This window comes from Bradyrhizobium sp. USDA 4011 (genome assembly GCF_054063415.1).
Map to the genome: position 1 here is coordinate 2,401,389 of NZ_JBSSGG010000001.1, position 19,994 is coordinate 2,421,382.

20 protein-coding genes and 5 pseudogenes are annotated in these 19,994 nt (G+C 59.2%); 5 read left to right on the forward strand and 20 right to left on the reverse strand.

The genetic code is table 11. The features are described 5' to 3' along the window. Positions 1-13: 13 nt before the first annotated feature. From amoA to ACVW1C_RS11265, 9 genes and pseudogenes are all read right to left on the reverse strand, one after another. Positions 14-871 (reverse strand): bacterial ammonia monooxygenase, subunit AmoA, encoded by an 858-nt coding sequence (amoA, locus tag ACVW1C_RS11225; RefSeq protein ID WP_456758465.1) that lies wholly within the window; start codon positions 869-871, stop codon positions 14-16. Positions 872-996: 125 nt separating this feature from the next. Further along, positions 997-1,788: a bacterial ammonia monooxygenase, subunit AmoC gene (gene amoC, locus ACVW1C_RS11230; RefSeq protein ID WP_456730809.1), complete on the reverse strand. Its 792-nt coding sequence runs from the start codon at positions 1,786-1,788 to the stop codon at positions 997-999. 93 nt (positions 1,789-1,881) lie between these two features. After that, on the reverse strand, positions 1,882-1,950 hold the full coding sequence (locus ACVW1C_RS11235) for a hypothetical protein (RefSeq protein WP_456734319.1): 69 nt from the start codon (positions 1,948-1,950) through the stop codon (positions 1,882-1,884). 1 nt (position 1,951) lies between these two features. After that, positions 1,952-3,907, reverse strand: a pseudogene (locus tag ACVW1C_RS11240) (xanthine dehydrogenase family protein molybdopterin-binding subunit); the annotation flags it as partial. 72 nt (positions 3,908-3,979) lie between these two features. Next, a pseudogene (locus ACVW1C_RS11245) lies at positions 3,980-4,194 on the reverse strand (2Fe-2S iron-sulfur cluster-binding protein); the annotation flags it as partial. 469 nt (positions 4,195-4,663) lie between these two features. Beyond that, positions 4,664-5,056 (reverse strand): hypothetical protein, encoded by a 393-nt coding sequence (locus tag ACVW1C_RS11250; protein WP_456758466.1) that lies wholly within the window; start codon positions 5,054-5,056, stop codon positions 4,664-4,666. A 93-nt stretch (positions 5,057-5,149) separates the two neighbouring features. Further along, positions 5,150-5,335: a hypothetical protein gene (locus ACVW1C_RS11255; RefSeq protein ID WP_456718394.1), complete on the reverse strand. Its 186-nt coding sequence runs from the start codon at positions 5,333-5,335 to the stop codon at positions 5,150-5,152. A gap of 601 nt (positions 5,336-5,936) precedes the next feature. Further along, positions 5,937-7,061: a TlpA disulfide reductase family protein gene (locus ACVW1C_RS11260; RefSeq protein WP_456758467.1), complete on the reverse strand. Its 1,125-nt coding sequence runs from the start codon at positions 7,059-7,061 to the stop codon at positions 5,937-5,939. A 409-nt stretch (positions 7,062-7,470) separates the two neighbouring features. Further along, positions 7,471-8,346, reverse strand: a pseudogene (locus ACVW1C_RS11265) (IS3 family transposase); the annotation flags it as partial. Between the two features lie 228 nt (positions 8,347-8,574). On the opposite strand from ACVW1C_RS11265, the gene ACVW1C_RS11270 reads away from it, so the two are divergent. Further along, a complete protein-coding gene (locus tag ACVW1C_RS11270) occupies positions 8,575-9,957 on the forward strand; it encodes an IS110 family RNA-guided transposase (RefSeq protein ID WP_456758468.1) in 1,383 nt (460 codons plus the stop codon). A gap of 2 nt (positions 9,958-9,959) precedes the next feature. On the opposite strand, the pseudogene ACVW1C_RS11275 reads toward ACVW1C_RS11270, so the two are convergent. The 4 genes and pseudogenes from ACVW1C_RS11275 to ACVW1C_RS11290 form a co-directional block, all read right to left on the reverse strand. After that, positions 9,960-10,217: pseudogene (locus ACVW1C_RS11275) on the reverse strand (transposase); the annotation flags it as partial. A 243-nt stretch (positions 10,218-10,460) separates the two neighbouring features. After that, positions 10,461-11,264 carry a hypothetical protein gene (locus ACVW1C_RS11280; RefSeq protein ID WP_456758469.1) on the reverse strand — a complete coding sequence of 268 codons (804 nt, stop codon included), beginning with the start codon at positions 11,262-11,264 and terminating at the stop codon, positions 10,461-10,463. A 1-nt stretch (position 11,265) separates the two neighbouring features. After that, a complete protein-coding gene (locus ACVW1C_RS11285) occupies positions 11,266-12,132 on the reverse strand; it encodes a hypothetical protein (protein WP_456758470.1) in 867 nt (288 codons plus the stop codon). Further along, positions 12,014-13,210 carry a hypothetical protein gene (locus tag ACVW1C_RS11290; protein WP_456758471.1) on the reverse strand — a complete coding sequence of 399 codons (1,197 nt, stop codon included), beginning with the start codon at positions 13,208-13,210 and terminating at the stop codon, positions 12,014-12,016. Before ACVW1C_RS11290 ends, ACVW1C_RS11285 begins: the two co-directional genes overlap by 119 nt. Before the next feature lie 631 nt (positions 13,211-13,841). Between ACVW1C_RS11290 and ACVW1C_RS11295 the strand changes: the two genes are divergently transcribed. After that, positions 13,842-14,105 carry a hypothetical protein gene (locus tag ACVW1C_RS11295; protein ID WP_456763052.1) on the forward strand — a complete coding sequence of 88 codons (264 nt, stop codon included), beginning with the start codon at positions 13,842-13,844 and terminating at the stop codon, positions 14,103-14,105. Positions 14,106-14,875: 770 nt separating this feature from the next. Here the strand turns inward: ACVW1C_RS11295 and ACVW1C_RS11300 are convergent. Further along, positions 14,876-15,811, reverse strand: a complete 936-nt coding sequence (locus tag ACVW1C_RS11300; protein WP_456758472.1) for a PAS domain S-box protein — start codon at positions 15,809-15,811, stop codon at positions 14,876-14,878. Between the two features lie 329 nt (positions 15,812-16,140). Between ACVW1C_RS11300 and ACVW1C_RS11305 the strand changes: the two genes are divergently transcribed. Further along, positions 16,141-16,374, forward strand: a complete 234-nt coding sequence (locus tag ACVW1C_RS11305; RefSeq protein ID WP_456758473.1) for a hypothetical protein — start codon at positions 16,141-16,143, stop codon at positions 16,372-16,374. Positions 16,375-16,615: 241 nt separating this feature from the next. On the opposite strand, the gene ACVW1C_RS11310 is transcribed toward ACVW1C_RS11305, so the two are convergent. After that, the gene (locus ACVW1C_RS11310; RefSeq protein WP_456758474.1) at positions 16,616-16,777 is read right to left on the reverse strand and encodes a DUF2934 domain-containing protein; all 162 of its coding nucleotides are present in this window, start codon (positions 16,775-16,777) and stop codon (positions 16,616-16,618) included. Continuing rightward, positions 16,774-16,986, reverse strand: coding sequence for a hypothetical protein (locus ACVW1C_RS11315; RefSeq protein WP_456758475.1), 213 nt, complete (start codon positions 16,984-16,986; stop codon positions 16,774-16,776). Before ACVW1C_RS11315 ends, ACVW1C_RS11310 begins: the two co-directional genes overlap by 4 nt. Before the next feature lie 146 nt (positions 16,987-17,132). Between ACVW1C_RS11315 and ACVW1C_RS11320 the strand changes: the two genes are divergently transcribed. Continuing rightward, the gene (locus ACVW1C_RS11320; protein ID WP_456758476.1) at positions 17,133-18,230 is read left to right on the forward strand and encodes an ISAs1 family transposase; all 1,098 of its coding nucleotides are present in this window, start codon (positions 17,133-17,135) and stop codon (positions 18,228-18,230) included. 56 nt (positions 18,231-18,286) lie between these two features. Here the strand turns inward: ACVW1C_RS11320 and ACVW1C_RS11325 are convergent, their stop codons facing one another. From ACVW1C_RS11325 to ACVW1C_RS11335, 3 genes and pseudogenes are all read right to left on the reverse strand, one after another. Next, entirely contained in the window at positions 18,287-18,487 is a 201-nt protein-coding gene (locus ACVW1C_RS11325) for a hypothetical protein (protein WP_456758477.1), read from the reverse strand. A 129-nt stretch (positions 18,488-18,616) separates the two neighbouring features. Beyond that, positions 18,617-19,171, reverse strand: a complete 555-nt coding sequence (locus ACVW1C_RS11330) for an ATP dependent DNA ligase (RefSeq protein WP_456758478.1) — start codon at positions 19,169-19,171, stop codon at positions 18,617-18,619. An 11-nt stretch (positions 19,172-19,182) separates the two neighbouring features. Further along, positions 19,183-19,512, reverse strand: a pseudogene (locus tag ACVW1C_RS11335) (ATP-dependent DNA ligase); the annotation flags it as partial. Positions 19,513-19,575: 63 nt separating this feature from the next. On the opposite strand from ACVW1C_RS11335, the gene ACVW1C_RS11340 reads away from it, so the two are divergent. Beyond that, on the forward strand, positions 19,576-19,776 hold the full coding sequence (locus ACVW1C_RS11340; RefSeq protein ID WP_456758479.1) for a hypothetical protein: 201 nt from the start codon (positions 19,576-19,578) through the stop codon (positions 19,774-19,776). Between the two features lies 1 nt (position 19,777). On the opposite strand, the gene ACVW1C_RS11345 is transcribed toward ACVW1C_RS11340, so the two are convergent. Further along, positions 19,778-19,945, reverse strand: a complete 168-nt coding sequence (locus ACVW1C_RS11345) for a hypothetical protein (RefSeq protein ID WP_456758480.1) — start codon at positions 19,943-19,945, stop codon at positions 19,778-19,780. Between the last annotated feature and the right edge of the window lie 49 nt (positions 19,946-19,994).

Here is a 19,994-nt window from a genome sequence, read left to right on the forward strand (position 1 = left end):
AGTTCCAGCAGGATCATTCGGCTGCGACGAAGCGCCCTTGCAGGCTGGTACCGTCCACGGATTTTCGGGCCGTCTCAGCTGGCTCATCCTTATCGGTGAGCCCCATGAAATTTTTCAGGGTGTTTGGCGTCGTTACCACGCGAGCGAGGAGCATTCCGATATGCCACCACGCCAAATACATCAGTATGGATACGAATGCCGAGAAAAAGGACGCGATAATGGCTGAGTGGCCACCAAAAGTTCGAAGCGTGCCCCGCTCTATCAGCCGGATATACTCAGGCAGGGCGGTGCGGGTGAAGGCATAGCTGATGTAATCGCCCACGGAAACAAGCTGCCCCATCACTTCTACGGGTAGCCGATATGGCGCCAGCCAAAACCAGTTAGTCGGGTAGAAAAGTAGTGCGAACGCAAAGGCGCCGGACATCGCCGTGAACAAAAAATTCCCGGTCAGCAAAAGAGCGACATCGAGGACTAGTGCGCCAGGTATCAGCAGCGCTGGAATGACCTCGCTCATCGGAAAGTACGACCACAGGTGGAAACCGAAATATCGATTTATCCACTGACCGAACAGGAGACAAACGACCGCAAATGTAGCGGCGATTGGAAGTCTAAATTTCGTCCAAAACACATACTGCAAAGCTGCAGGGAATGTTATGGCCATAATTGGAGTCAGGGTGACCCACCACTGTCTGTCTTTCCAATCGATCCACATATCCCAGTCCCCTGCGGTCAGCATGCAATGCAGGTGGAATGCGCCGGAGACGGCCAGAAAAAGGATGGCGGCGACGAGAAGGTCAAACACTCTTGAGATTCTTGCTGACTCTTTAGGCCATTCGAGCCCATACAGTCTCACAGACGTTCCTCTTTGCATGGCTTCCTCCTAATTCTTTTACCGAGTTGAGATCGACCTTCCTAGAAGCCGACGCCCGACATGATTACAAGACGGCATGCTTTGCACATGCTGGGCTGTCAGCGATTAATGGTTCATAAGCGGTTTCAGCGCTGGGTGGCGACCGAAACTTCGTCCTCTTGGGAAAGCCGCCCGATCACTTCAAGCATGTGCATCGCGATCTGGATCAGGAGCCCACCCAAGGCCAGCACACTCCAGCCCATCACGACAAAACCCCAGTGCAAGGGATAGGAGAACACCTCTTCCATCAGGAAGAAGGCATGGCCCCACTCGTTGTAGCCTAAGTTCGGCAATATTAGAAACGGACCTACAACCACGAGCACGAATGGGATTGAGATCTGCGTTGCGAACTTCGGCAGCCTCGTCATCGCGTACAGAAATGATCCCACGCCAAACAGCACGTAGAGTGGCATGGTGCCGTAGAACAGCACGATGTGACTCGGCGTGAAGCTTGTATCCCGGACCACAACCTGATGCCATGAGGCGTCCTGCTCGGCAAAGAAGCTGGTAGAGAACCAGACGCAAAAGGCATAGACGAAGATGAACAGGACCAGATTGAAGTAACGCCGGAGCTCTTCCCGCGGTTTGAGCGCGCCAAGATTGCGGTCTCGCGTGAACCATAGATACGCCCAAGTCACCACCCAGAGCAAAGGGATGACGCTAAGCTCAACCTTCAACAACGTCATCCAGGCAGCATCGAACGCGGGCTCAGTCGAATCGAGGCCGGCACTCCAAGCATAGACCTGCTGAAAGATGCGCCAGAACACCATCAGCGCCAGCACCGCCAGAGTGACTCCTGCTGCAAGTTTGAAATTCCCCAACGGCTGAGTACGGTCCTCAGCGGCAGACTTGGCGTTATGAGTCATCGTGATCGACATCTTGTCTCCTCTTTGAGATTGCCTAAGGTGTGTGGTGTTGTTTACGAGGGTGGCGCTCACTCCGATCGTTGACCGCAAGGATAGGATCTGCCTTCACGCTCCCAGCTTTCTGGTTACCTCCTTGCGAACGGCGCACGCATAGATGTTGATTTCGAGACCGATCGGTAATTCGACGACTTTTGGGGCTTTCGACCGCCTGCTCGAGCAGGGCCTGCCCGATGCCCTGGGCAAGGCCGCCATGGACCTGGCCCTCGACGACCATGGGTTGATGAGGCGGCCGAAGTCGTCGGCCGCCACGAAGTATTGTGCGTGGTATAGGCGGCGAGCGCGACCATCGGCAGCGCGACCGACTTGTCGGTGCCGGTGACCTTGAACTCGCCGTTTTCGATGACGATGTCGGCCTCCGAACATGCGCAGCGATCTTCTTGGCCTTGGCCTCCATCTTCTCCATCGCCTTGAGACCGACAGCCGCCGAGCGCGAGCCGTAGGTGCCCATGCCGGACTGCACCTTGTCGGTGTCGCCGTGGACGATCGAGACTTGGCTGATGGGAACGCCGAGGCGGTCGGCGACCAGCTGGCAGAACGTCGTCTCGTGGCCCTGGCCGTAGCTGTGCGAGCCGGTGAGCACCTCGATGGTCCCGACCGGGTTGACGCGGATTTCCGCCGATTCCCGCAGTCCGACGCCGGCGCCCAGGCTGCCGACCGCCTTCGAGGGGGTGATGCCGCCGGCCTCGATATAGCAGGACACGCCGATGCCGCGCAGCTTGCCTTCGGACTTCGCCTTGGCCTTGCGGCCAGCGAAGCCTGCGTAGTCGAGCGCCTTCATCGCGGCATCGATCGAGGCGTTAAAGTCACCGACGTCGTAGGCGATGATAACCGGCGTCTGATACGGAAACGTGGTGATGAAGTTCTTCTTGCGCAGCTCTGCCGGATCGACCTTCAGCTGCCGCGCCGCGGTCTCCATCATGCGCTCAAGCAGGTCGCTCGCCTCGGGTCGGCCGGCGCCGCGATAGGCGTCGACCGGCGTGGTGTTGGTGTAGACGCCGATCACCTCGGCATAGATCGCCGGGATGACGTACTGCCCCGACAGCAGCGTCGCGTAGAGATAGGTCGGCACCGCCGACGAGAACAGCGACATATAGGCGCCGAAATTGGCATGCGTCTTCACCCGCAAACCGCGGATCTTGTTGTCCTTGTCGAACGCCGTCTCGGCTTGGGTGACGTGGTCGCGGCCATGCGGGTCGGTGAGGAAGGCCTCGGTGCGGTCGCCGGTCCATTTCACCGGACGGCCGACCTTCTTGGAGGCCCACAGCGCCACCATCTCTTCCGGGTAGATGTAGATCTTGGAGCCGAAGCCGCCGCCGACGTCGGGCGCGATCACGCGCAGCTTGTGCTCGGGCGCGATGTTGTAGAACGCCGACAGCACGAGGCGGGCGACGTGCGGATTCTGCGATGTTGTGTAGAGCGTGTAGTGCTCCTCGGCCGCGTCATAGTCGGCGATCGCCGAGCGCGGCTCCATCGGATTGGACGCGAGGCGGTTGTTGGTGACATCCATCTTCACCACGTTCACGGCCTTGGCGAAGGCGCCGTTCACGGCGGTTTCACCGCCGATGACCCAGTCATAGACCTGGTTACCGGGAGCTTCGGGGTGAAGTTGCGGCGCGCCGGCCTTGATCGCGGCGTGCACGTCGGCAACCGCCGCCAACTCTTCGTAGTCGACGACCACAGCCTCCGCCGCATCGCGCGCTAGATTCTTGCTTTCGGCGATCACGACCGCAATTGCCTGTCCGACGAAGCGCACGGTTTCCGGCGCCATCGCCGGCCATGCGTCCATCTTCATCGGGCTGCCATCCTTGAAGGTGATGGCCCAGTCGCAGATCAGGTTGCCGACCTTGTCGTCGACGATCTGCTTGCCATTGAGCACCGCGACCACGCCAGGCATCCCCAGCGCGGCGGAGGCATCGATGTTCTTTACCTTGCCGTGTGCATGCGGGCTGCGGATGAAATGGGCATAGGTCATGCCTGGCAATTTGATGTCGTCCACGAACCGGCCCCTGCCAGTAATGAACCGCTTGCCTTCCTTGCGCACAACGCTGGCGCCAATCCCATCCAGACCCATGTCTGTCTTCCCGAGCAAACTTTATTTGCGCACTTACGTTTTGAAAGCTCTCGATCGGCGGAGCCGCGCTGCTTATTCGGCGGCCTGCGAAACCTTCATGCGGCCGGCCGCATCCAGCACCGCCTTGATGATGTTGTGCTAGCCGGTACAGCGACAAATGCTGCCTTCGAGCTCGCGGCGGACGATGGCTTCATCGAGCAGATCACCATGACGGCGCACGATATCGACCGCCAACAGGATCACGCCCGGCATGCAATAGCGTATTGCAAACCATGATTATCTCGATATCTTTGATAACCTGATCAATGCTTCGCGTCGATGGCGTCCCGTCGGGGTTAGCTCCCCAACATGTGTGATTCTTTCGTGAGGGTTCTTTCTGCCTGTCTTGTTGACGTAGCGAATGCGTGCGCGTTTAGCCATTCTCGTAGCCTCCTGATCTCTCCTAAATCTGCAAGTCCTGAAGGACCAGCATAGACCAACGGTTGGATTCGGCGGCCACCAATCCAGGTAGGTCAGGTGCGCTCCCACCCTTGAGAATTGAGCGTCCGCCATCAACTGAAATTTCGCATTCACAGCATAGAAGACGATCAGCGGACCGAACTCGGTGGCGCAGCTGAGCATCATATGCGGTGCGTCTCGTCGTCCATCACCAGCGCTGGTTACCAGTACCGGCCGTTTTGCTCCCTTACACATCACGAAGGTTGGCAATATACAACCTGACGCTGCGTAAGCTTCAAGCCCCTGCGGGGTGTCCAATTATCCTATGCTGGCAAACGCAATGACCAGCCCATGCGCCTCCCCTGCCGATGCTTTGGCTTGTGGTATCGACGGGCTGCCTGGGGTGATTACGCCTGCATTCGCTCGGGGAGCGTCAAGATGATCGTGCATCCCGCGGAAGGTGGTACAGGCAGTCGAGACGCGCAGCGGGTTCGCTGTGCTAATCAGCGCGTTATTGTCGAGGACGATCTTGAAGCAGCCATCCTCAAAAGCCGCTTTCATTTCGTTATGGGTGACGTTGCAGTCGTCCGGCAAGCCACCTTGAGCCTTGGCTTCTTGGACGCTCGCGTTGTATGTCAGTTCGTTCTGGAGGCGCGCGGCAATGTTCATCCTGCCGACGTCGCTTGCGATGTCGCGGATGTTCTTACGCACATCTGGATTTCGCAAGGCCGTGAGCCCAATGAGCGTGAGGAGGTGCGCGCGATCGTCTTCGTTCTCTAGGTGGCGCACCTCATTGATACCGCCCTAGGCATCGGCCAACTTGGTCTCGAACTCCGACATGGCTGCTTCGAGCGCATCCGGATCCATGCCGTCGAGCGGGATGCGATTGAAGTAGTTCTGGCATGCCACATCCTGGGTGTTGTTCTTGTAGCTCTGCGCCTTCTTGCGGTCGAAGACCGATACGTGGTGAGCCTTCGTGAGCCTTACCATGCATATTGGCGAACTGGCGCAGGTAGCACTGTGGCACGCAGTGCTGCTTTATTGGCCGATTTCGAGTTTTTCCCATGCAGGCGTTCCCCCCCAGTGGCCATGTTGTTTCCCAGACTTGGCTTGTTTGTGCAAACGCAACCCGCGGCATCCAAATACTCGGACGACCAGCCAAGGTGACAAACCTACCGGCGCTGTTGAATGTTCGCTAGTGCCGCTTATGCGATGTCGCAGGTAGGGCGAGCAGGGTATGAACCTAATTTGACGTCGACAGTTTAGCTCAACCAGATGTAGGAGTATCAGATCAAGTCACGAATCTAGAATCTGTTCGTTTGGCATGCACGACAATAAACCGGCCCTCAACCCACGCCACGGATGGCAGCCAGGACTGCTCCGCGAGATTGTGCTCGCGACAGCTCGCAAGATGTTGAGTCATGGGATTTCCGGTAACGCCACAGCTGTCGACGTTGCTTGGATGAACCACACGGAATCGAGGCCCTTAGTGTGACTGTAGCGTGAAATGTGATCGATCAGGTTCTGTCGAGCCTGCGCGTAGTTCGCCTGGTGTTTATTAATAATCCCAAGTGAGCAAGTTACAGGGCCATCACTGAGCTCCCTGCGGAGTTGCACAAACACTCTCATAGCAAGCCTTCTCACCCTTGTAGTTGGCCAGCGCTTGGACCAACGGCGGCGTGACGTGCTGTTTCAGTTCGTCGGGGATAGGCTCAGGACCGCTTAGCGAGTTCAATGCCACCTCGACCAATTCGATTGCGCGATCCTTGTTGCCGCTCTCATAATAATACTGCGCGACCGCCCCATAAGACAGCCACTTGAGGCCACCGTCCCGGTGCGGAGGATTCAGCGCAAGAATGTGTTCGGACAACTCTTTGCCCATCGCAAGGCGCTCGGCAGACGGGAAGTGGGAGTTGTCATTCGCCGGATTGAAGAGTTGACGCAGCGCCTTTTCCATCCACACCTCATTGTTTTTGTCGATCGCGTCGCGAGCGAATTGCCTCATAACCGGCAAGCCGGTCTGCATGTTGCGCAGCTTGTGAAGCAACAGATCCGCATGGCGCCCGCGGAAGGCAAGGTAGTCCGGCATCACCGCGAGGGCCTCTTCGACCGCCGAAACCGCCTTTGCCCAATCCTCCGCTTTCATCGCTGCGAGAATCGGCTCAGTCAACGCCCGCCCGCGCGTCATTTCGTCCATTTCGCGTCGTCCGGTTTCGATCCGCTCTGTGTCGGCGGCTTTAGCTTCATCGCTGGTCCGCCAGCTGCCGTTAAGAACTTTCGGCAAGACGTCATCGAGCTGCATCGGAGGACCGATAAAGGCGATGTGGCCGTCACGGTCAACGACGAACGAGGTAGGAATCCCGACAGAAAAGCTGGATTCCATCCAAAGCTTGTTCATTTCGCCTGTGGAGTCGAACCCGATCCGATAGTTCAGGTTCGAGAACTTGTCGGTCAACCACGCGTCCAGGCTTCTTCGGGCCTCGTCCGCCGTTGCAGCTTCTTCGTAAGCTGCGACGCCGAGCACCTCAAGTCCGCTGTCTTTGTATTTCTCTTGCAGCTCTACTAGATGAGGCATCACTGCCGCACATGGTCCGCACCAAGTTGCCCAAAATTCGACGATGTACACCTTCCCGGGCTGGAAGCTCGTGAGGGGCTCGCCTCGCAGCCAGTTCTCCACCTTGATCGGGGGAGCTTGGGACTCCATGTGCAGCACCATGTTGCGCTCCAAAACTATTGCCACTCGTTGCGCGATTTCGTGTGCTAGCCTGTCTCTCTCAGAAACGGAGCACACGGGTTCAAGAGAAGGAGAGCATCACTCGTTTTGCGCATCTGGTGTGCGCTCAGCCCTCACTCCGTGTTCTGCATCCCAATAGCAACAGGCGTGCCAGCTCAGTCAGCACGCATCAAGCGCCTGACTACGCTTTGAAAACCCCAAGGCGCCCCAAACGCAGCCGGTGTTTTGAACCTGACTGACTTTGTCCCGAGTCAGAACTTGGACACGAATCGCGCGCTTCGCGCCACCAGAAAAGCTGGTTTGTGAGTCACCGAATGGAGCCTGCTGAGAGAGCTGGTCCCCGGTTGTCTGAACAGAATCTCCGCGTCGATAAGTGGAGGCTCTGCCGGGGTTAGGCCGCCATGCGGATTGGCAGCGGGTTGAAGTAGGCTTGATCCGGTGTGCCGCCGTCAAGGCTCGAATGTGGACGTCGGGCATTGTAAAAGTCCAGGTATCGGCCGATCGAGGCGCGGGCGTCGGACACGCTGTCGTAGGCCCGCAGATAAACCTCCTCGTATTTGACGCTGCGCCACAATCGCTCAACGAACACGTTGTCCCGCCAAGCTCCTTTACCGTCCATGCTGATGGCGATGCCGTTGCTGGCGAGCACGCCGGTGAAGGCCGAGCCGGTGAACTGCGAGCCCTGATCCGTGTTGAAGATTTCAGGCCTGCCGTGACGCGCCAAAGCGTCCTCCAGTGTCTCGACACAGAACGCCGCCTCCATCGTGATCGAGAGCCGCCACGACAGAACCCGGCAGGTCGCCCAGTCCAGCACGACAGCGAGATACACGAAGCCGCGCGCCATCGGGATGTAGGTGATATCCATTGCCCAGACCTGGTTCGGGCGCGTGATCTCCACGCCGCGCAGCAGATACGGATAGATCTTGTGCCCGGGCTCAGGTTTGGTGGTGCGCGGACGACGGTACAGCGCCTCTATCCCCATCCGCCGCATGAGCGTTTTGACATGCCGGCGGCCGACCTTGCACCCCTCGGCAGCCAGCAGGCCTCGCAACATTCGCGAACCGGCGAAAGGGAACTCCAGATGCAGCCGATCAAGCCGTCGCATTGTCGCGAGATCGTCGGGCGACACCGGGCGCGGCAGATAATAGACGCTGCTACGGCTGATCTTCAAAACTTCCGCCTGCCTGGTGATCGACAGATCGTGCTCACGGTCGATCATCGCTTTGCGCTCAGCAATCCCGCCTTGGTGAGCGCTCCTTCTAAAAAACTATGCGCGGCGCTGCGCGCCCCCTGTGGGATAGAAACGGACCGGCGCTAGATTGCCGACCGGAAGGGAGCGGCCGATACGATTTTGGTGGCACGTGACCCCGTTAAAAAACCTGGTCCATGGGTTGTTGCGCACTTGAGAGTGGTGACGCCATCCAGCGATCCCGTTTAGGAATCTGACCAATAGCGCAGCCCAGCCCTTCCGCGACCGTCAGCAGGAGGATTAGAGATGAACGCCAAAAGATCGAAGTCGAGGAACGGTGGTAAGATGCCGATGGTGCACCCGAACGCGGCTGCCATCGACGTCGGAGCGACTATGCACATGGCTGCTGTGAGGGCAGATCGCGCACCGCAGCCAGTCCGCAGCTTCGGTACCTTCACGGCCGATCTGCATCGGCTGGTCGACTGGTTTACGGAATGCGGCGTCGAGACCGTCGTCATGGAATCGACCAGCGTCTACTGGATTCCGATTTTCGAGCTTCTCGATGCCCGGGGGTTTACCGTGTTTCTTGTCAATGCGCGCGATGCCAAGCACGTGCCGGGGCGCAAGACCGATGTCAGCGATGCGCAATGGCTGCAGCGGCTCCATTCATTCGGGTTGCTGCGGGCCAGCTTTCGGCCCAAAGGGAAGATTGCCGAGCTGCGAGCCTACGTGCGTCAGCGCGAGCGTCTGCTGGAGTACGCGGCCTCACACATCCAGCATATGCAGAAGGCCTTGACGGAGATGAATCTTCAGCTGCACCACGTTGTCGCCGACATCACCGGCGCGACCGGCCTGCGTATCATACGCGCGATCCTTGCCGGCGAGCGCGATCCGGAGGCGCTGGCGTGCTTGCGCCATTACAGTTGCCGCTCCAGCGCCGAGACGATCGCGAAGGCGCTCACCGGAAGCTATCGCGCCGAGCATCTGTTTGCGCTCGAGCAGGCACTTGCGCTTTACGACGCCTACCACGAGAAGGCATCCGCCTGCGACGCCCGGATCGAAGCCGTGTTGAAAGAACTGAGCATCCATCGCGGTCATGGCCATGGATCAGCGCCGCGGGTCTCGCGGCGTCGGAATCGAACCGATCAGGCGAACGCTCCAGCTTTCGACGTCCGCGAGGCGCTGTTCGCGTTGCTCGGAAAGGACCTCACCGCGATCGACGGCCTCGGTCCTTACCTCTCGCTGAAGCTGATCGCTGAATGCGGCGACGACCTCTCCTCGTGGCCAAGTGCAAAGCATTTTACCTCCTGGCTGGGACTGGCGCCGAGCAACAAGGTCTCCGGCGGCAAAATGCTCTCGTCCCGAACGCGCCGATCCGGCGGCCGAGCGGCGGCACTTCTGCGCCTTGCTGCCGTGACCGTGGGTCGTACAGACACCGCGCTCGGCGCCTTTTATAGACGGCTCTCAGCGCGCATCGGCAAGGCCAAGGCCGTGACCGCCACGGCCCGGAAGATCGCAGTTCTGTTCTACAATGCTCTGCGATACGGAATGGACTATGTCGATCCCGGGGCCTCGTCCTACGAGACGTGTTACCGGACGCGAGTGGTCAACAATTTGCATCGGCGTGCCAAGGCATTCGGCTTTGTTCTCCAGCCCTTGGAGCCGAAAGTAGATGCTGCCGTTTCTTAGGAATCGTTCTCCAGCGTCAGTTCTCCGATCTTAGCGTGCAGCGACTTCACGTCGATTGCAGGCACGGCGGGCGCGGCGCTGCCAGGTCCAAAAACTCCGGAAGCTCCACCCTCCAGCTGGGCTTTCCATGCCGTAATCTGATTGGGGTGAACGTCAAAGTGCTCGGCCAGTTGAGCTATCGTTCGGTCGCCCTTGACAGCGGCCAGCGCCACCTTCGCCTTGAAAGCCGGTGTGTGGTTCCGGCGTGCGCGTCTCGTCATCGTCTCTCCTGATTCGCGGGACAATCTTGCCCGCCGTCAGGCAGAAACTCCACTTATCGCCCTGTTCAGATTTACGGAGCCGGCTCTAATATCGTTTCGTCATTCCATGCTCCGAATCGGTAGCTGAACGCACGAGGGGCGACGCATGTACCTGCAATTTGAAGATTCGGCAATCGCTTCACCGAATCAGCTAATGCCGTCCTCTAGGTACGCACGGAGTGTCTGTTGCGCGACGCCCACGGACTACGTAGGGCTTGCAACCGGCCATCTTACGCCAATGAGGTTGCGGACGCCGTCGGGCCTGTGGCCAAGAAAATAGCCGAAGGTGTCTGCCGGCATTTCTAATCGGTTCGCCTGCGCGAAATCCAACATCTTCGCGCGTTGCTCATTCACGACCCGCAGCACGTCGGTATCAACGGTGTCGTGCGCAATCAAGCGCACGCACTTGCCATCCGCGAGGTCAAATGCGCCGAGTTCGCTGCTCGTGCCAGAATGCTCAACGCTCATTTGCGTATCCGCGATGCACAAACTCACCACAGTGGTGAACCCATCGCCCGCTGCGGGAATGTATCGAACATCCTTCCAGCTCTTGTCTGAGCGCTGTTCTTTGGCTAGGACAAACTCCGAAGCCGGAAAATACATGCTGAACGCAACGACAACATCGGGCATCACCGGAGGCGGCTTATCCCAAACTTCCCAGGCTCGATCCCGATCACCTTCTATGAGTTTCGGGTTATCGCGAACGGCTTTGCTGGTGAATCCCATGCGCCACCTTCCGCTCGCATGAAGGCTGACCTTGGTGTCTTTGAAAGCGTCCCTGCAAGCCAAATAGAGTTCGCTTTTCTTTTCGGTCCACACCCGCCAGGAGTGCGACGTCAGCCCGTCGGGGCTTCCAACCGCAAAGCGCAGTGCATCTCTGGCGGTAGCATCAACGCCGTTACAGAAATCTCGTCGGGTGCCGTCCGGATCAGCGGTACACTCGCGCTCAACACCGGCAATCGGCCGGGCTGACCCTCGGCCGAGGGCGGGGGCCATCGATTTCAGCAAATTAAGGTCGGCACATCTCCAGCCGTTGCGTCACGGGATTGGCGCGGAAAGTGTAGTAGTGCGCCGCGTCGCAGGGCTCGTTGCCGGTGTTGTTGAGCGCGAGCGTACCGCTGATCCGGACGGCACCCGACGAGACATCGGCGATAGCATTGATGCTGCCGCTCACAATGCGGTCGGTGCTGGCGGTGGCGCCCGTGATACTGACGCCGTTTACCACCAGATTGGTGGCGGAGATGGTGCCGGAGACTTCGAGATTAGCGTTGGGCGCAACACTTGTAGATAAATTAATAGCAACTTTTCCCCCACTATTACCCCCGACCAAATACACGTTGTCGGCAACGTTTTGATTGATGCGTAGCGGACCATTGTTAGTAGTTATCAAATTCTGTCCGTCGGTGCTTGGGCCAATAGTGATGAAGACGGCGCTGCCACTGCTTATTCGAACATTTCCGTTGACATGCAGCGTCGCGCTCGGCGCCATCGTTCCAATGCCGACGCTGCCACTGCTGACGATGCGCATGGCTTCGGTGCCGGAGGTATTGATGGCGATATAGTGATTACTCCCGTCGCCAATGATTTTATCGAGCCCCGTGTTCCAAAGCACGCCACCAGTGCTGGCGGGCACAAAGTTGCTGGCGTTGACGTTGTTGCCGGAGGCTAAAATGCTGCTGTTGGCAGTGAGGTTACCGACGTCGCGAAAAATCAGGCTGCCAGAGGTACCGAAGTTACCGGCATAAACCTGCGTGGCACTAATCGGCCCGGTGCTGGAGAGGCCGATAGTGACGAGGCCACGTGATGGATCGAACCAACCGGTGTTGGTGCCAGCCTGGGTGATAGATATGAAGCCCGTGCTGGAAATCGCCAGCATGCTGGTGGTGCCAGAGGTAAATGCGGTCGGTGCTGGCCGCGCCGACGTTGGTGAGGCCCGAGCCGTCGCCGATGAAGCGCGTGGCGGAGACCGTGCCGTTGACTTCCAACGCGGTGGTGGGCGTGGTGGTGTTGATACCGACCAGACCAGTGGAGATGATGCGCAGGCGCTCATTGGTGGTCGAGACACCGCCGGTGTAGAAGCCGAGAACGCCATTGGGTCCCGAACCCGCAAAGTTTATCCCCCCAGCCGTTCCCGCAAAGGTGCTCATCGAGGCCCTGTAGGCACCCGTATTGGCGTTGTTGATGCCGTTTTGGACGATTTGCAGCCGGTTGGCGCCATTGTATAAGTGCAAAGTAGCCGCCGCGGCAGCGCCGGACGAGTAGTTGCCGATGTTTACGCCCGCCGAACCGTTGACGCTGGTGCTGACATCGAGCTGGTAAGTGGGGGCAGTGGTGCCGATACCGACGTAGCCGCTGCTGACGATGCGCATGGCTTCGGTGCCGGAGGTAATAAAGACCTGATCCACTTTTGCAGAAAGACTTAAAACCCCTGCGCCGTTATGAAGCTGGAGATAATTGCTAGAATCCCTGGCCGAAAAGAACTTATTGATGCCTGTTCCGAATTGAATATCTCCCGAGAAAAAGCCGGTGGTTGCACTGATCCCACCTGTGCTGCTCACACCGATGGTGACCAGGCCACGCGTGGGATCGAACCAGCCGGTACTGGTGCCCGCCTGGGTAAGGCTGATATAGCTGGTGCTGCTGATGGCCAGCATGGAGGTGGTGCCGGAGACGATGCGGTCGGTGCTCGCCGCGCCGACATTGGTCAGGCCGGAGCCGTCGCCGATGAACTTGTTGGCCGACAGGTTGCCGCTCACACTGACGTCGCCAGCCGTGGTTAGGCTCGGCGCATAAGTCGGGCAGCCGATGTCGCCGGACCGCGAGTGGTCACCGATGCACAGCCGGTTGCTGTTGTTGCCGAGCGTCGCGGAGATGACGGCGATGTTGCCCCAATCCTGGGCCACGGCAACGCCGGCTACCGAGGCCAGCAGGCATCCGAGCAACACAGAACGCATGAGCTGACAATAAAACTAAGCCGCTGAACTGTATCGCTGGCTGTCTGCTTTCGCATCAGGTGTGTGGCCCACCTATGCCTTTTGCCCTTCTTTGCCGGAGTAACTCGTTCCTGCTTGGAAATGGCATCCCCAGCTCGCGTGCCTTATTGCGTAGGGCGGGAAGCGGTCGCTTCAACGCTACAGAAGCCCGGAAAATCGACGCTCCTTTCTCTCGGAGGCGGCGCAGAGTTTCGATCTGCTCGGGTGTCCAAGGGCGATTTCGAGTGCGGTCCATGACCGATAATCACTCTGTCGAACGTGAGGTTCCTCGCCTCAGTCGCTTGAACCGAGCCGGCAGGCATCGAGAACTCAGCGCAGCGCGCCTTTAAACTGCTCGCGCGTCGCGGGCGGCGAGCCTTGATCGCCGTGTTAGCATCGCGTTTTTTTCGCAAACGAAGGAAATCAATTCGACGAAACGTGTTGTGGCTCTGGGGCAACCTGGAGGAGGATGCTCATGAAGACATGCACGATCGCCCTTGCAGCCGCTGTCATCGCAGCGACGCCGGTGATGGTTCAACCAGCGGCTGCCCAGAACCAGCAAAGCGAAGCTGACAAGGGCGTCAAGACCCATAATTCAGGCGAATCCGGCTATGTGGGCGAGCAGGAAAAGCCGGGCGCGGCCGCTACGGCGCCTGGGCGACCGGATTCGGCCAGCAGCTCAAGCGGGGCGGCGAGTTCGCCGAGCGCGCAGAATTCAGGAACCGGCATCATCGGCGCCCCCGGCAACAAGAATGGACCGGCGCCGGGTCAAGGCACGGTGGGCGCCAACCCGCAGAACCAGCACGTCCAGCAACAGGACCCGTCCAACGTCAAAGGCCTGCCCGGCAACAAGAGCGGGCCGCCAGCGAAGCGATAAGGTTTGAATCTCTGATCGTGAGAGGCGGCTACCGAAGCCCGATGCGGCTACCGCCGCCTCCGCGATCTCTTTCGGATTTCCCGAGCCGGCTTCGGCGGCTTCCAGGATCTTTGCGTGCCACCAGCTCACAAAGCGGATCGTTGCGGTCGACTAGCCCCATCATGCCCAGGGCCAGGCTGAACGCCTTGGTCCGGATTTCAACTTCTTCCGGCGTGTATTTGCCGGGTTCGAGCAACCTCCTAATCGGCATCTAGCATCCCCTACCATTTGCAGGGAACGTAGCCCTTCTCGCCACCGGGAACCAGCCTTTAGCCTTCCTCTGGATTGTCCTGTGACTGACGTGGAACGATATCATCTCCAGGCCGAGGATTGCCGGCGGCAAGCCGAGGAGGCTTGGCTACGGCTCAAGGGAGCCGCTTCGCTCGTGCCCGACATCCTTCGTCCAGCTTAGCTGCAGGGGGAGACTTGGTGCCCCGAGCATCGAGCGTGGCATCCATCTGATGCTTTGTAAATCCGGTCGGGCAGCTGCAGCCGCCGATATGGGAATGACCGTGGCGCACACCCCTAGGGTTATATCGCTCTTTCCCTCTGCTCCAGCGATGGTCCTTGCGCCAATAGCTTTGGCCATTTCCGCGGAACACAGGACGCATACGCTGACGATAAAACTAAGCCGCTGAACTGTATCGTCCGGTGTCGGCTTTCGCATCAGATGTGGCTTCACCAGCCGTCGCAGCGGCGGTAAGAGCAGCGACACCCGGTTCGATTGCGATTCATGTCGGAATGGCAATTTCGCAAACAAGCCCTTCCGCGCGCCACTCGAAAAGCACCTTCCCGCCCAGCGGGCTGATCGTCCCTTCAATGAGGCGGCTACCAAATCCCTTGCGGTGGGGCGCGTTTATCCTCGGTCCGCCCAATTCGGTCCAGCGGAGCATCAGCCGTCTAGCCTCGTCGCGCGACCAGGCCAATTCTATGCGTCCGCTGGCGTTGGATAGCGCTCCATATTTGATGGCATTGGTGGCCAACTCATGCAGGACCACCGCGATCGCCTGCGCAGCGGTGGGCTCCAACATGGTTTGCAAACCGTCCATCGCAATCCGCTTCTCGTCGCCCTCTTCGAGGTAGGGGGCAAACTCCTGCTTGGCGATCGCCGAGACTTCGGCTCCTATCCACCGAGTTTCAACAAACAGCGAATGAACATTTGCCATCGCTTGGATGCGCCCGCTGATTACTTCCTTCAGCCCCTCGGCGGTATCGGATTGAGAGAGATTGATGATTGCCTGTACGTTTGAGAGAATGTTCTTGCTTCGGTGCTCGGCCTCGCGTGCCAGGATGCTGATATGCTCCTGGTTGCGCTTCTGCTGGGTGATATCTCTAGCGATCTTTGATGCGCCGACTATGTTGCCGTGGGCATCCTTGACAGGAGAAACAGTCAGCGACACGACGATTGAGCTACCATCCCGACGGCGCCGGACCGTCTCAAAATGGTCGATGCGCTCACCTCGTCGGATGCGGGTCAGGATCTCCCGTTCTTCGCTGAGCCGGTCCTCCGGGATCACGAGCGTAATGGGCCGGCCGATCGCCTCGGTTGCCGTATATCCGAAGATGCGCTCGGCTGCCCTATTCCAGCTTGTAACGATGCCATCTAGATTTTTGCTTACAATTGCATCGTCGCTGGTCTCAACGATGGAGGCCAGCAGATTGGCCAAGCGCTCGGCGCGCTCCAAAGGCCGTTCGTTGACTGGAGGCTGGGGTTGTAGTCCCGACTTGTTCTTAGATGCCAAGAGAATCCCCGGAAAATGCTGCACTGCCGCGTCATAATCATAGCACCAAACGTACAAGCTGCGATGTCTCGGTTACAGGGCCGATTTAAGCTCAGTTGACATTTCCGGTGCGCCCACCTTCAGGCAAGTCCTGCAGCACGCATCTGCGAAGGACGGTGAGGCAGCAATAAGGGTTTATCCGGCGAAAATCTGGACATTTGTCAAAACATCAAGACTACGATAGCAACCAGCGTGGGCCCTCCGAATTGGAAGGCATGGCAGAATCGTTCGGCAACAAGTTCACGATCGTCGAAGTGTCTGCGGACGACACAAAGACGACGCAGGTATGGATTGCGCGGGCCAAGCCGCGTCAAGCCATTACGTTGATACTCGCTTCCGTTCCGGAAGGTTGGGCCGCCGAAGTTCTGGATATCACCCTGACGTCAGAACAGCAGAAAATGTTCGAAGAGCTCGAACTCCAGCCCGGGGATGTTCATAAAATCGGCTGACCGGATACGGCGCGTTGCCTTCTGGTCGCAACTCGCTAATGCCTGCTCGGTGGTGGCTCGCAGTCGATCACGTGGCCAGCATCAGGCGCCTCGATGCCAGCGTCGATGTCATCCGACCGATTGCACGCGCACGGCATGCCGGCGCCGCACCGGCAGCCGCCCGGCTCGTCTGTCCACGCCAACTGTGGGTGGTTCTCGCATACCCAGCCGAGGCCATGGCAAATGGGGCAGTTGGGGTTGATCACAGCGTGTCAGGGGTCCGCAGGGCTGACGACTTGTCCTCGTTCAACAGCTGCTGCTCTGCCAGATGCCAGAATTCTTCGTCCCGGCCCTCCGGTCTTCCCGCTTTCTCCCACAGCTCGTAGGCGCGGGCGGCAACGGCCTCGTCAATGCGTTTGTTCATGCGGCCTCCCGCCTGCTCGCCCTATACACGTCGATGGCGCGGTTCGCCAACATAAGCTTGCGCCGCTCACCAGCGAGCGCCATGCGGCCAACAGTACTCACAAGAAACTGGCTGGTCTCGTAGCCATCGGTGATCTCGCCAGACCGTTCGAGGAAATCCCAAGCGATCTGAACGGATTCTTCGACAAGGATATGCACGTCACTCATCATTTTAGAACGCGGCCTAAAAGGTGCCGTTCCTAACGCAAAGGGCCCCCGCCGGATACCAGGGGAATCGCACGTGCGCGGCTGCAAGTAGTTGCCAAATCGGGAGAAAGAGATTCTGAAGGTCGCTCCTGATCTAGAGGGAGCGGCCGATGCAACGATTTGCCGAGTGCTTTGAAGATTTGCCCGACCCGCGGGCCGACAACGCGCTGCATGACCTGACCGAGATCTTGTTCATCGCACTGATGGCGACGCTGTGCGGGGCGACGAGTTGCACCGACATGGCACTGTTTGCCCGGATGAAGGCCTATCTTTGGCAGGATGTGCTGGAGCTCAAGAATGGCCTGCCGAGCCACGACACGTTCAGCCGGGTATTCCGGATGCTCGATCCGAAGGCGTTCGAGGTCGCGTTCCGGCGTTTTATGACGGCCTTTGCGCAAGGCGCGAAGATCAAGCGGCCGCGCGGGGTGATCGCGCTCGACGGCAAGGCGTTGCGGCGGGGTTACGAACGCGGCAAGAGCCACATGCCGCCGGTGATGGTGACCGCCTGGGCGGAGCAGACGCGCATGGCGCTCGCCAATGTGCTGGCGCCGAACAACAACGAAGCCGACGGTGCCCTGCAGTTGCTTGCGCTTCTGCAACTCAAGGGCTGCGTGGTCACGGCCGATGCCCTGCATTGCCACCGCGGGATGGCCGAAGCGATTGTGGCACGGGGCGGTGACTACGTGCTGGCGGTGAAGGCGAACCAGCCCGCTCTGTTGGAGGATGCCAAAGCCGCAATCCGCGCCGTCAAACGCAAGGGCAAGACCTCGCTGACCACCATCGATGCGGAACATGGACGCAACGAGAAGCGTGTGGCGCTGGTCGCATCGGTTCCTGGCATGGCCAAGAAGCACGACTTTCCGGGCCTCAAAGCTGTCGCCCGCATCACCAGCAAGCGGGGACAGGACGACACGGTCGAGCGCTACTTCCTGATGAGCCGCCCCTACAGCCGCAAAGAGGTCCTGCGCATCGTCCGTGCTCATTGGGGCATCGAAAATCGCCTGCACTGGCCGCTCGACGTCACCCTCGACGAGGACCTCGCCCGCAATCGCAAGGACAACGGACCGGCCAACCTGGCCGTGCTCAGGCGTCTGGCTCTCAACGTCGCCCAAGCCCACCCGGACACGACAGTCTCCCTGCGCGGCAAGCTCAAGCGCGCCGGATGGAACGATGCATTCCTCTTCGAACTCCTCGGCCACATGCGATAGCCCTGCGCCGGATACGGGGGCCCTTAGGACCTGGAGGGAGGAGATGCCTCCGAGCCCTATTTCGGCGACTGTAGCCCCGGTGAACTCATCCACTCATCGAGGTGGGCTGCGGTGTCAGCCTGGCGGGCCTTCTTCACGAGCTGCTCACGCTCTGCGCCTGCGGGCATTGTGCGGGCCTGTTCACGACTGTCGGCCGCGAACTTCCTGAGCCGTTCCTGAAGGGTTTCTGTTTGTTTGAAACGACGCCGTTTCTTCATGGCGCAGCTTTCCCTGTTGGTGTGGGGCGGGAGCGCTGTGATGGGCGTTCTCATCACCGGTAGTTGCCTTGGGCCGCACGGTGATAGATCAACCGTAAGGTCGGAACACGATGCTATCCATAACACGGGTTACTTTCTTGAAATTCCCTTGAAAGAACTCGCGCGCAGCAATCCTTCCGAGGTGATGTCGCGGTATTCGATTTCCGCTTTAAAAACAGGCTCAACCCACGTTGCCTTGGGTTTTCTGAGTGGCTTACTCAATTTGCTCTTTGGACTAATGACGCTGTCCAGCGCCTTGCGAATCTTGCTTGAGGTCGTGCGGTCCCAGCCGGTCCCTACCTTGCCCATATACACAAGGTCTTTGCCTTGCCGCTTGCCGAGATAAAGCGCCGCAACACCGGTTGGGTCTTTGATGAATCCCACCACTGGAAATTTGCCGCGCTGAACGGTTTTGACCTTGAGCCAATTGTCGCTGCGGTCGGAGCGATACGGCGCCGCCGCCTTCTTCGACACGATGCCCTCATAGCCAAGCTTGGCGGCATGCGCGAACAGAGCCTGCCCGTCGCCTTCGAGGTGTTCGCTGTAGAGCGCGGGTGGCTCAAGTGCGTGGGTATCGAACAGTCCCTTGAGCAGGGCCTTACGCTGAACCTGCGGCGTACCACACAGGCTTGGCCATCCAGCCACAGGAGATCGAAGGCGTAGTACAACAAACGGCCCTGGTCGCCTTTGGCGAGGTCGGCCTGCAGCTCGGAGAAATTCGTGTGCCCTTCGTGGACGACCACCACCTCTCCATCAACGATAGCCTGACCGGGAACGTCGAATCCGGCGACGATCCTTGAGAAGCGCTTCGTCCAGTCGAGACCGTTGCGGGTGTAGGCTATGCCCCTGCCCTGGTCGAGGTGCAGCTGCACGCGGTAGCCGTCGTATTTGATTTCGTGGAGGTAGCCGCCCGAGGGAGCCTTGCTCCGCAGGGTCGCAAGCTGGGGCTTGATGAAGCCCGGCATCCCGGCCGCACGCTTAACCATACGCAACTCGAAACTAACCTATGAAAACGACAGCGAGTATAATGGACTTTATTTGGTGGTCCCATGCTCGACGATGAATTTAACAAACAACGGGCCAGTTTGGTTCGCGACTTGGCGAGCCGAGCGGACCCATCTATCAAGCGGCGCTTGCTGGATCTGGCCTCGCGTTATGAGAAAGGGCCGCCCAGGACCAAGCCACTGCCGATCGTGCAGCTGAACGACCAGAACGTTTCTGGCCGATCGGACACCGGCGACGCCGGCTAGGTCATTCATAGCTGTCGTGCCCGGGCTTAAGGTCGGAGCGTCCACGCTCAACGTCTTCACGCACCTGCTCGGCATATGCGATGACGGCTTCGCGCGCTTGTGGGTCCTTAATCTCGGAAAAGGCTCGCAACAATCTCAATGCCTGCAAATCTTCATGCGTGGCTTTCATCATCCCTCCGTCGCTGACTATACGACGGAAGGCACACGCAGGCTCACGA

What these genes read in the sequence shown, in the direction of transcription:
- amoA (WP_456758465.1), bottom strand. Translation starts at nt 871, where the DNA reads ATGCAAAGAGGAACGTCTGTGAGACTGTATGGGCTCGAATGGCCTAAA.
- amoC (WP_456730809.1), bottom strand. Translation starts at nt 1,788, where the DNA reads ATGTCGATCACGATGACTCATAACGCCAAGTCTGCCGCTGAGGACCGT.
- ACVW1C_RS11255 (WP_456718394.1), bottom strand. Translation starts at nt 5,335, where the DNA reads ATGGTAAGGCTCACGAAGGCTCACCACGTATCGGTCTTCGACCGCAAG.
- ACVW1C_RS11260 (WP_456758467.1), bottom strand. Translation starts at nt 7,061, where the DNA reads ATGGTGCTGCACATGGAGTCCCAAGCTCCCCCGATCAAGGTGGAGAAC.
- ACVW1C_RS11270 (WP_456758468.1), top strand. Translation starts at nt 8,575, where the DNA reads ATGAACGCCAAAAGATCGAAGTCGAGGAACGGTGGTAAGATGCCGATG.
- ACVW1C_RS11285 (WP_456758470.1), bottom strand. Translation starts at nt 12,132, where the DNA reads ATGCTGGCGATTTCCAGCACGGGCTTCATATCTATCACCCAGGCTGGC.
- ACVW1C_RS11290 (WP_456758471.1), bottom strand. Translation starts at nt 13,210, where the DNA reads ATGCGTTCTGTGTTGCTCGGATGCCTGCTGGCCTCGGTAGCCGGCGTT.
- ACVW1C_RS11305 (WP_456758473.1), top strand. Translation starts at nt 16,141, where the DNA reads ATGGCAGAATCGTTCGGCAACAAGTTCACGATCGTCGAAGTGTCTGCG.
- ACVW1C_RS11310 (WP_456758474.1), bottom strand. Translation starts at nt 16,777, where the DNA reads ATGAACAAACGCATTGACGAGGCCGTTGCCGCCCGCGCCTACGAGCTG.
- ACVW1C_RS11315 (WP_456758475.1), bottom strand. Translation starts at nt 16,986, where the DNA reads ATGATGAGTGACGTGCATATCCTTGTCGAAGAATCCGTTCAGATCGCT.
- ACVW1C_RS11320 (WP_456758476.1), top strand. Translation starts at nt 17,133, where the DNA reads ATGCAACGATTTGCCGAGTGCTTTGAAGATTTGCCCGACCCGCGGGCC.
- ACVW1C_RS11325 (WP_456758477.1), bottom strand. Translation starts at nt 18,487, where the DNA reads ATGAAGAAACGGCGTCGTTTCAAACAAACAGAAACCCTTCAGGAACGG.
- ACVW1C_RS11340 (WP_456758479.1), top strand. Translation starts at nt 19,576, where the DNA reads ATGCTCGACGATGAATTTAACAAACAACGGGCCAGTTTGGTTCGCGAC.
- ACVW1C_RS11345 (WP_456758480.1), bottom strand. Translation starts at nt 19,945, where the DNA reads ATGAAAGCCACGCATGAAGATTTGCAGGCATTGAGATTGTTGCGAGCC.